The sequence below is a fragment of the Pseudomonadota bacterium genome, assembly GCA_026390555.1.
GTDB lineage: Bacteria > Bdellovibrionota_C > UBA2361 > UBA2361 > OMII01 > OMII01.
The window spans coordinates 1-9,902 of record JAPLFS010000085.1 but is presented as its reverse complement, the minus strand read 5'-3'; the positions used below and the strand labels follow the sequence as shown (position 1 = coordinate 9,902).

The 9,902-nt window shown below is 51.1% G+C and carries 10 protein-coding genes; 3 read left to right on the top strand and 7 right to left on the bottom strand.

The window, feature by feature from the left end; translation table 11 throughout:
• The 5 genes from NTV65_11425 to NTV65_11405 form a co-directional block, all read right to left on the bottom strand.
• A partial coding sequence (locus NTV65_11425) for a hypothetical protein (GenBank protein MCX6115806.1) occupies positions 1-288 on the bottom strand: 288 nt, incomplete at its 3' end.
• Positions 289-1,044: 756 nt separating this feature from the next.
• A complete protein-coding gene (gene cfa / locus NTV65_11420; protein ID MCX6115805.1) occupies positions 1,045-2,169 on the bottom strand; it encodes a cyclopropane fatty acyl phospholipid synthase in 1,125 nt (374 codons plus the stop codon).
• A gap of 1 nt (position 2,170) precedes the next feature.
• Positions 2,171-3,058: a DUF1365 domain-containing protein gene (locus NTV65_11415; GenBank protein MCX6115804.1), complete on the bottom strand. Its 888-nt coding sequence runs from the start codon at positions 3,056-3,058 to the stop codon at positions 2,171-2,173.
• On the bottom strand, positions 3,055-4,329 hold the full coding sequence (locus tag NTV65_11410; protein MCX6115803.1) for an FAD-dependent oxidoreductase: 1,275 nt from the start codon (positions 4,327-4,329) through the stop codon (positions 3,055-3,057). Before NTV65_11410 ends, NTV65_11415 begins: the two co-directional genes overlap by 4 nt.
• The gene (locus NTV65_11405; protein ID MCX6115802.1) at positions 4,323-5,090 is read right to left on the bottom strand and encodes an SDR family NAD(P)-dependent oxidoreductase; all 768 of its coding nucleotides are present in this window, start codon (positions 5,088-5,090) and stop codon (positions 4,323-4,325) included. The genes NTV65_11410 and NTV65_11405 overlap by 7 nt, the downstream gene beginning before the upstream one ends.
• 74 nt (positions 5,091-5,164) lie before the next feature.
• Between NTV65_11405 and NTV65_11400 the strand changes: the two genes are divergently transcribed.
• The 3 genes from NTV65_11400 to NTV65_11390 all read left to right on the top strand — a co-directional run bounded on the left by NTV65_11400 (position 5,165) and on the right by NTV65_11390 (position 8,170).
• Positions 5,165-5,563: a hypothetical protein gene (locus NTV65_11400; protein ID MCX6115801.1), complete on the top strand. Its 399-nt coding sequence runs from the start codon at positions 5,165-5,167 to the stop codon at positions 5,561-5,563.
• 161 nt (positions 5,564-5,724) lie between these two features.
• A complete protein-coding gene (locus tag NTV65_11395) occupies positions 5,725-7,914 on the top strand; it encodes a hypothetical protein (protein MCX6115800.1) in 2,190 nt (729 codons plus the stop codon).
• Between the two features lie 10 nt (positions 7,915-7,924).
• Positions 7,925-8,170 carry a hypothetical protein gene (locus tag NTV65_11390; protein ID MCX6115799.1) on the top strand — a complete coding sequence of 82 codons (246 nt, stop codon included), beginning with the start codon at positions 7,925-7,927 and terminating at the stop codon, positions 8,168-8,170.
• Here the strand turns inward: NTV65_11390 and NTV65_11385 are convergent, their stop codons facing one another.
• On the bottom strand, positions 8,171-9,325 hold the full coding sequence (locus NTV65_11385) for a hybrid sensor histidine kinase/response regulator (GenBank protein MCX6115798.1): 1,155 nt from the start codon (positions 9,323-9,325) through the stop codon (positions 8,171-8,173).
• Between the two features lie 36 nt (positions 9,326-9,361).
• On the bottom strand, positions 9,362-9,902 hold a 541-nt coding region (locus NTV65_11380), incomplete at its 5' end, for a sigma-70 family RNA polymerase sigma factor (protein ID MCX6115797.1).

The window sequence follows — 9,902 nt, the reverse complement described above, 5'->3', positions numbered from 1 at the left end:
TGCGAGAGCCAGAGAGGTTGCGGTAATATAGATACTGTATGTGGCAGGTGCGGCCCTATGCAGGGCTGCGAGAGCGTGAGAGGTTGCGGTAATATAGATACTGTATGCGGCAGTTGCACAGGCACTATGGGCGGATGCGGTCGGTGCAGCGGATGTAAGGATTGCAAGACGTTCCGTTGCTCTTACACGAAGGGCTCCTACTGGCCGATGTTCCACAACACGGGCACCAACTGCGGGTCCGCTTTCGAGCTCCCTAATAATCATGGCGGACCCGTTAATCTGGGGCACGGGACGACGTTTTACCGTGTGGATCTCTTTTCGCAGCCCCCCCCTAATGAAGAAAAGAAGTGCTACCCTAAAGGTCGTTTAGATCCTGCCACCTGTGCCGACACCAATAAGAGCGGCTGGATCTACGCGACAAATATCGCGGGTGAGAAAGTGAGCATCGAAGAGGAACGTGGAAAGAAATCATGCACCTGTAATGACGGGACGATCACCTGCAACTAATAGTTCGTCAACGAGGGTAGGAGCATCGCACTTTTTGTATTTGGGATGACAGGATCCAGGAAGCGGTTGTAATCCAGCCTACAGCGACCCCAGCAAGGACTGTACTGGAAATGGAAGAAGATCATTGGTACGGGGTTACTCCTGAATAGATATAAGTGTGGGTACATTAGATGGAAAACCCCTGCGCGGGAACGTGAACCGCTTCCCGTTACCTGCTCCCGCTCCGATAGCGGTTAACCCTTAAAAACCAGCTTTAAGAGCATGGCCGCCAAATGGAGGTGGCGGCGCGGCGCAACTGGTTGACAATATCGCTGTTTCCGTTCGGGAGGAGGCGAATAACACTAATAACCTATTCAGTAATTCAACCGACTTTTGATAGATTTCGAGCTTTTCATGACAAAACATATCTTCTATTAATCGGTTCTTTTCGTGATAAGTTTCCGCTATCGGAGCGGGAGCAGGTAACGGAAAGCGGTTCACGTTCCCGCGCAGGGGTTTTTCATCTAATGTACCCACACTTATTGGTGAGGAACCGAATTACCTAACCGGCGTATATCCACCAGGCACACCACCCTTGGAGTATACGATCTGGTAGAGCTGCACCATACGGGCTCTAAAGAGCGCCTCACAGCCATTTAGATAGTACATCCACATGCGGTAGAACTCACTACCGTAGCTATCTTTAAGTGTTGGCCACGCGCGGTTAAAGTTTACATCCCAAGCGTGCAGGGTCTTTGCGTAATCGGCTGAGAAATTATGCAGGTCCTCTATCACCAAGCCCCGGCGAGCAGGGCTAGTAAGTTGCGGCAGATTCGGAATATATCCGTTCGGAAAGATCCTGCGCTGTAACCAAAGAAGGAAGTGATCTAAAGGGGCCGCAGAGCGTCGTGAGAAGCTCTCGGCCGAGATTACCTGCAGCGCAAAAAGCCCCTTATCCTTTAAGCAGCTCTCAACCTTTGAGAAAAAGGTCGGTATATTTCTGCGCCCAACGGCCTCAATCATCTCGATAGAGACGATGCGATCAAAGCTACCCTGATACCTCTGGTAATCCTCTAGCACTATCTCAACATCGAGCCCCTGACAACGCTCGCGCGCCAACTGCGCCTGCTCCTTCGATACGGTCAGCCCTACAACCGATACACCGTAGCGCTTGGCCGCAAACGCCGCAAAGTTGCCCCATCCACATCCGATATCGAGCACGCGCATACCAGGCTTGAGTTCGAGCTTCTTACAGAGTAGCTCGACCTTATTAAACTGCGCCTGATCGAGATTTTCGGCGTTGTGCCAATACCCACATGTATAGCTCATCGTTACAGTATCGAGCATGGCAGAGAATAGATCGTTTCCGAGATCATAGTGACGCTCGGCCACCTCGTACGCACCACGCCCTATCTGGGAGTTCTTGAGCCTATCCTGCAACATATACCCGATAAATCTCGGGCTTAACTTCTTAAAAGATGCCGCAATGCTTGGATCGTTAGTTACAAAACGATACATCAGCTCCGTCAGGTCTTGAGTCGTCCACTCGCCTTGTATATAAGCCTCACCGAGCCCATACACCCCGCCCCTCTTAAAGATATCAATGGCCCGTTGCGGTAGGTCCTGATTGGCCGGCTGTTCTGAATAAGGAACTCGCTGTGAAAGATCTTCGGCTCTCTGCATGCTATTTCTTAGCCTCGCTGTTTTTTATTCCGCTGCAACACCCTCTACCCCTACCCACACCTCGGCAGGCTCGCAAAAAGGCGAGTAGTCCAAGTCGGGCGCGGTGGATAATATTCTGTCGTGAACGAATAGTATATAGATTTGCAGGGCTCGGTTTAGGGTATGGCGTCGCCCCTACCTTGAAATACAGATTAAGAGCCTCTCTATGAATGCGGGGCATCGTCATAAATGAGGTTATCGGGTATTTTCGAATAGTTGCCAGTACGAAACGTGCGCTTAAGGGCTGCGCATCCCCCTGTAATAGGGCTGAAAACACCCGTGTATTATCGCGCTCTAGGTCGACCTGGACCGAGAGCTTCTCGCCCTCCCCTCGCAGGGTAACTGAGTACTCACCCTCACGATCAAAGAAGGGCGAAACGAAGAACTCTTTCGGGAATCGCCACGAAACTGGCATCAGAGCTGGCTCACTAGCTGAATCACTTACAAGGGGATAGATATGGCTCTCTCCAAAGGTGTTACTGACCTGCGTAATAAGTCCAAGAACACGCCCCGCCTGATCGAAGCAGGCAAAGAAGCTAACGGGATTAAAAACATACCCAAAGTAACGGGGCATGGTAATTAATGTAATGCGGTCTGGGCGAATAGGTTGTCCATGCGCCTTGAGGATGCGCTCAACCTTCTCACGCAGCCCCCCAGTACCCTCTAAGTAATCGTTCGATCTGATACTAAAGAGCGCTCTCTTTTCATATCCAAAAAGCCTTGGCGAGATAGAGAGCGTATCTAATTCATCTAGATCAAGCTCAAAGGTAAAGATCGGATACGAGAAGGAGTGCTCCTTCGGCCCCGCACGCCAGTGATCTACCCTGCCCCAGGAGATCTTTGACCTCATAATGAAAGCCCCATTAAGGTTGTTACATCAAGCGCGGAGCGTACAGCATCCTCATGAAAACCGTGGTGCATATATGCGCCGCAAAAATAAGTATGGCGCGTGCCGTTAAGCCCCCGTAGTGCGCGCTGACTCAATGGTGAGAGCGGCGTATATATAGGGTGGGTGTATTCAACCTCGTAGAGTATCAGAGTAGGGTCGATATCGTCGTTACAGTTTAGGGTAACGAAGTAATCCCGGCCCGCCTTAAGGTTCTGCAACTTATTCATATAGTAGGTTATCGCTACAGGGGTATCACGCCGAGATTCTACTCGGCGGCGATAATTCCAAGCCGCCCAGAGTCGTCTATTGGAACCAAGCACCCCTTTGTCGGTGTGCAGCACGGTGCGGTTTCTACTATAGCGCCACGATCCGAGCGCCCCCTGCTCTTCAGAGCTTGGGTCCTCAAGCAACGTAAGCGCCTCGTCGGCATGCGTTGCGATTACAACATCATCAAACCGTTCAGGCGCAGCACCCTCTAGACTAAGCGTTACACCGCTCTCATCACGCCTAATAGCCTGTACAGAGCACCCCAGCCGCACCTGACCTGAAAAGCCCTTCCGAAAGGCCTTAACATAGCTCTGACTGCCGCCTACCACTGTCTGCCACTGCGGGCGCTTACGGAGCTCGAGCATGCCGTGGTTATTAAAGAAGGTTGCAAATGAGAGCATTGGAAATTCAAGCGCATTTGAGTCAGGAGCAGACCAGATCGCGCCAATTAACGGCGCTAGGTAGTGATCAAAGAAGTACTCACTTGTGCCGAGCTTATGTAGGTACTCTCCGATCGGAGAATCCGTGAGCTTTCCACGTTTTAAATCGGCAAGAACGCGCCGATTAAAGCGAAACTGCTCTAGAATCATCCGAACAAACTTCGGATTTAAGAGGTTCCTAGGAGCCGCAAGGAACTCCTTTATAGAGGGCCCCATGTACTCTAATCCTGTGCGCTCACATGAGAACCCAAAGGACATATCAGATGGTTGTCGCTCTATTCCTAGCTGGTCAAGTAGCTTATAAAAATTAGGATAATTTCTAGGATTGCATACGATAAATCCGGTGTCGACAGAGAGCTCTGGATTTAGCGGGTCATCTACGGTCCGGGTATTTGTGTGCCCGCCTAGATAATCGTTCCTCTCTAGCAGAGTTACCCTGTGCGCTTGAGATAGTACATGCGCCGCAGTAATACCTGCGACCCCACCCCCTACAACCAATATATTGCGTCGTGAATGACCTACCACAACCGATCTACTATCCTCTCGTAGATCGCATCGGGAAGGATGCGTGCAAGTTTAAGTATCCAGGTAAATGGAAATGGAAAGGCGATCTCCCTCTTTCCGCGCTCAATACCCCGACAGATGATACAAGCCGCCCTATCGGCATCAACAATAAACGGCATATGAAAGTCGTTCTTGTCCGTTAGAGGGGTCCTCACGAAGCCTGGATTTACGATAGAGATAGTGACCCCTTTGCTCTTTAGGTGAAACCGAATGCTCTCAAGAAAGTGGATCATCGCCGACTTACTTGCACCGTAGGCAGCGGCGCGTGGCAGCCCACGATACCCAGCCAAGCTTGCAACCGGGGCCAGGTAGCCCCGTTTTCTTGCAAGCATTCCTGGCAGAACCGCCTCGATACAGTGCAACATCCCGCCGTAATTAAGTTGCATAATGGAGAGGTACTCAGCGCTATTAAAGCTCTCAGGTACCGTAAAAAGATGCGTACCGGCGTTAGGGATAGCTAAATCTATCGGGGCTATACTCGACTCTATCGCCGCCACCACCTGCTTCATCTGGTCAAGATTAAGCACATCCCCAGGAAAGCTCCAGGCCTCTCCCCCTTTGATTCGAATCTGAGCTACTAGCTGCTCAAGCACCTCGGCGCGTCTAGCAGTAATGGCGAGCTTTGCCCCTCTGCCTGCCAATTCTAAGGCGAGCGCCTCCCCGATGCCACTACTAGCACCGGTCAGCCAGACACACTTACCGTGAAGATCTATTTTAGACATATTACCCCCGAAATACCCCTTCTCCACAGAGAGCATACCCACTACTATAGGGAGAGCGAAAGTACCGAGAACGTATGGATAAAACACCGAACAACTTCCCAACTACCATTCTCTGGATAACTGCGGCGTACTACGCCCTTTGTGGACTCTCTGCGATACTCTACCCTAACCTATGGCTATTCGCCTCGGGGCTACACGCCCCTGTTACTACCGAGCTCAGCCTCGCCTTTGGCGTAGCTGGGGTATACCTACTTACCATGGCGTTCGGTGCCTGCGTCAGCGCCCTAGCTCCGCGCAGCCATAGCGGCATTATTCTGACCCTCGTAGTTGGAAACGTACTTGATTTCGCCGTCACCTTAAGAGCCGTCGTTGCTCAGGAGTTGCCGATACTGAACGGAGGATTGTTTATCCTAATAACGGTTGGCTTCGTTGTCCTACTATCAATGGCGTATCTGAAGACTCGCCTTGGTTGATTCATTTGAGGATCGTTATAAATGACTATTTCAGACAGATTCAACGTCTAAGGATCTCGTGCCTACTCTTAGATTGAATACATGTAAATCATCCTTTGACACGCTGGTGAGGGGGTGATACCGAAGACGATCTGACCGTCATCTTTCTCGGATAGCTCTACATGGCATTTCAAAACCCAACCCCAGATCCATCACAACACGGGCGCCCGAAGCAACCGTTAAGCAACCAAGAGAAGTTATCCCTACCTCCCATTCCTAATGTCTACGAGCTACATCAGCACGAAACCGGTACCCCTGCGTTCTATCAGACTATTCTCAACGTAGTATCGGATACCGCTAAAGGTGTTTCGTTCCTTATAAACAAGGAGGGCACGCAGCTCCTGAAGCAATTAGATATGTTCGAGTGGAGCGTTCCATATCCAGCGATATTACCTGATCGAGATGTGCCGTTCTTTGTCAGCGATCAAAGCATCCACATTGAGCTCCTATACCACTATCAGCAATTTTCCGAGCTTGTCCGTACTACCCCTATCCAGGAACACCGTCCCCAGCGTCGGCCCCGAGTAGGGCGTCCCCCAAAAAACACAACCTCTGAAGATGCCATGACTGAGGTAAAATCTATTGAGAAGAGGATAGATGACTGCTTCGACATGTTGCATAAGCAGGCTCGCGGCTCTAATACCAGCGTAGGTGAGGGTTATATCCGCCTTAACGATTTGGGAGAGTTGCTTTGCAACGCTGTAAACCCACTCTCGAATGAATCCGCGATATTGGCTTTAAAGATCCTGCTGCGTGCAGAAGCAGCCGATCCCCTAGCAAAGCTTACCTGGCGCAGACTAATCGAACATACGATTCAGTTGATTAAATTAGGAGAGGCTGAACGCCACCTCCGTAAGCTCAATATCGGCATACTGCAAGGGAGCGTAGACCTTTCAGAAAGCGCTCTGAATCTCCGTTTTAAGCAGATCCGTGCTGAGACTCATACCGACACCTACCTAAATGCTCCCCAAAGCCCCGCGGCTCGTAAATCTCTCCGCTTCCTACAGATGCGAGAAGGTGGCAACTACTGCCCAACCCCCTATCCGAGTTGGCAATCAGAGGCAAAAAGAGACTCGCAGGAGCAGAGCAAACGCATCGTCACACGGGCCCGCATGCAATCCTATACAGGGTTCCAAAAGCTGCGACTTGAGGCTCGTCACCTGGCGGGACACGAGCCCCTTCTAACCACATTCGCCCGCGATACTCATGAGGATGTACGGGTTGTTCATGGCTCAGATATAGACACTCCACCCGGTCGAGGGCTCTACATGTCGGGGCTTAAATTAGATAGCCTGTTCTTTAATAATCCCACAAAACCTGGGAATCTCCTAGAAAACTATCAGCAGACAGATCGCGCCTGGTGGAGCCCTGCGCTCAAGTATATAGAGGATCTTACGGTTATTCCGTTACGGGGGTGGATCGGACTTTTAAATCCCTGCCCAGAGTTTACCCTTCTAGGGGAGCGCTACGCCTTTCTAATCGACAACGATCACCTTAGCGATCAATACGGGTGCGCATACGGCATTCCGCAATCGATCGTTTCGAATAAGATCGTTCGTTCCTTACACGAACTAGATGCACAGCCAAACAAAAAAAATATCGATCTATCAAGAGCAGATGCCTCGATATCGGGACTAATCTCTGCAACGGTTAAAGCAGGAAAAGCTCCTCTGACTTTCGGCACGATGTCGCAGCTATTTGGCGGAATGTCTAACGCCCTGCCCGTCGGCTATGCTCCAACCATGTCGTGGGAGGTAGCGCGACAGGACTCTATCTGGAAAGATATCTATAATCACGTCCACTGGTCTTGGCTTGTATGGAGTTTTCAGGAAGAGCGCGCGCAGGTAGATGCACAAGTTGCCCCCATCTCTGCTGCAGATAGTGAGATAGGAAAGTTTGTCACCACTGCTCAGCAGCTTTTTGAGATCTGGCGCGATCGTTACGCTGCCTGGAAAAACGATCAGACCCCTGGAGAAAAGGTAGCTCCACGCATGTTGGTACGCGCATACGAGATCCACCGCGCCTACGAGCATAAAGATAGATCCATCCCTCAGGATGAGACTATATATATCGGCATCTACGACCGCAATAATCCTGGTGGTCGCCCGACCCCCGTTATTAACTGCCGAAACCTTGAGATTATGGACCAGGGGAGCGCCATTCAGCTCCCACTCTCAGGTGATGGCGCTGAGAACAGGGAGTTACTTCTCTGGAAAGAACATGTTAAACCGCTTCTTGAGAGTAGAAATTCGGATGGAACCCTGCTTGAGGGACGGTATGAGTTAGCTATTATCGGCGATAAGGACCTGTAGGAGAATATATATGACCGCAAGAACCGCTTCTAAAAGCCCTTCCCCAGTTAGTAGCAATCTAGACTGGGGTAGCCTTACCTTTCCAAAAGCTCCTGTGATGGCACCATCGGCTCCGGTAAAGGAGCCTAAAACTGCTCCAGCACCAACTAGGAAGCCCGCTCCACCACAGAAGGATCCCGTCCATCCTGGAGAGAGGCCCGATCCCGGAAAGAGTCCAAGCCCTGCGTGTCCACCATCGACCTGCCCGGCTCCCTAATTATCGGTGATTCTCGGGGGCTCGCACCTGGGCAAGCGGCAACGAGATTCTAAAACAACACCCCGGCTCTCCATCCTGTATCAGCTCTATCCTGCCGCGGTGTAGTTCGATAATACGTTCAACTACAGCCAACCCAACACCAAGGCCCTCCATTGCTACAGGGGAAGCGCTCCCACGTGTGAACATCTTAAATATTGAACCGGCATCCTTGGCGCAGATACCTGGGCCGTTATCACGAACTGAGATCTGCAGAGTTCGCTCATCTCCATCGTTTGTGATTCCATCTGATGTAACAGAGATAATGACCCACTCCTTGTCCCCGTACTTAATAGAATTGCTAAAGAGGTTAAGAAAGACCCTCCGTAGAAGGTCTATATTGCCCCTGACCGGCGGCATATTAGATACCTCTAGCGTTACCTGACGTCCGGCGCTCCCCTTTATATCGGCCAAGACCTCGCGTGCTAACGGCGCGAGCTGTATCGCATCAAAACTTGTCCCCTTGCGTCCCAGCTTGGCGAACTCGTACATAGCCTGCACGATGCCAACAAGGCGCTGTGCCGACTCAGCGGAACGTCCAAGCATCTCCGCACATTTTTTATCAAAGCCTTCCCCATATCGATCGAGGATGTACTCCACCTTAAGGATAAGTCCCGCTAGGGGACTTCGAATATCGTGCGCTATGGTTGCGCAGAACTCATCAAGTCGTAGATTTTTCTCTTCGAGCTGGCGATTGCTCTCTGTAAGACGGGCGCGCACAAGCACCATCTCCGCCTCTAATCGTCTAATTCTTAGCATATCCCGCACCGCTCTCGACATCGCCTCGAGCCACAGTTCGTCTCTCACTATGTAACGCTTCTGAGATTGTGAGATCTTGCTGATGGTTCCCGCATCTATGCACCTTGAAAGGAGTAAGACATCAGGCTCATGATCCATGACTTTAAGTTGTGCAAGCACCTCGCCGCTCTGAATACCTGGGAGATCGTAGTCGATAACCACTACATCGAAGTCACCCCTACCAAGGGCTTCCTGGTAGCTATCAAATGAATGTGCCTCGATGATATGAGCACCGGGAATGGCGAGTGGAAGTCGATCCATTCCTGCATTAACTGGACTATGGACGATTAAAACCCGCTCCGGGGTGCGCTCAGAATCCACTTGTCATTCCTCTTCTCGATATTGTAACTCTGCTAGCTATGCCGACGCCGTCGTCTTTCGTAGATAGTTTTTGAGCCTAATAAGAGCTCTTGATCGGATCTGAGAGGCGCGTGACTCCGTTACCCCCATAATCTCTCCGATCTCTTTAAGGTTAAGCTCTTCATAGAAGTACAAGCTAACAACGAGGCGCTCCTTTTCAGGTAGTCTGTCTAAAGCGCGCGCAATAACACTAACCTTCTCATGTCCAAGCAGGCGGTGCAGTGGGTCCTGTCCCTTGCTTGCAAGCCACTCATCAGCTTGAAAGCGCTCCTCGCCGTGACCAAAGCCTAACTCCTCAAAGCTAAGCATCACTATACTGCCGACCTCACCGAGTAGTCTCTGCAGCTCCTCAATCGGCACTCCCAGCTCCTCAGCAACCTCCTCATCGGAAGCCGGCCGCCCGAGCTTCTGCTCTATACAGTGATAAGCAAGCTCGATCTTGTGCGACTTAAAGCGCAAGGATCTAGGAAGCCAGTCCTGCGAACGAAAGCTATCTAGAATGGCGCCTCGAATACGGAACTGGGCATAGGTACTGAAG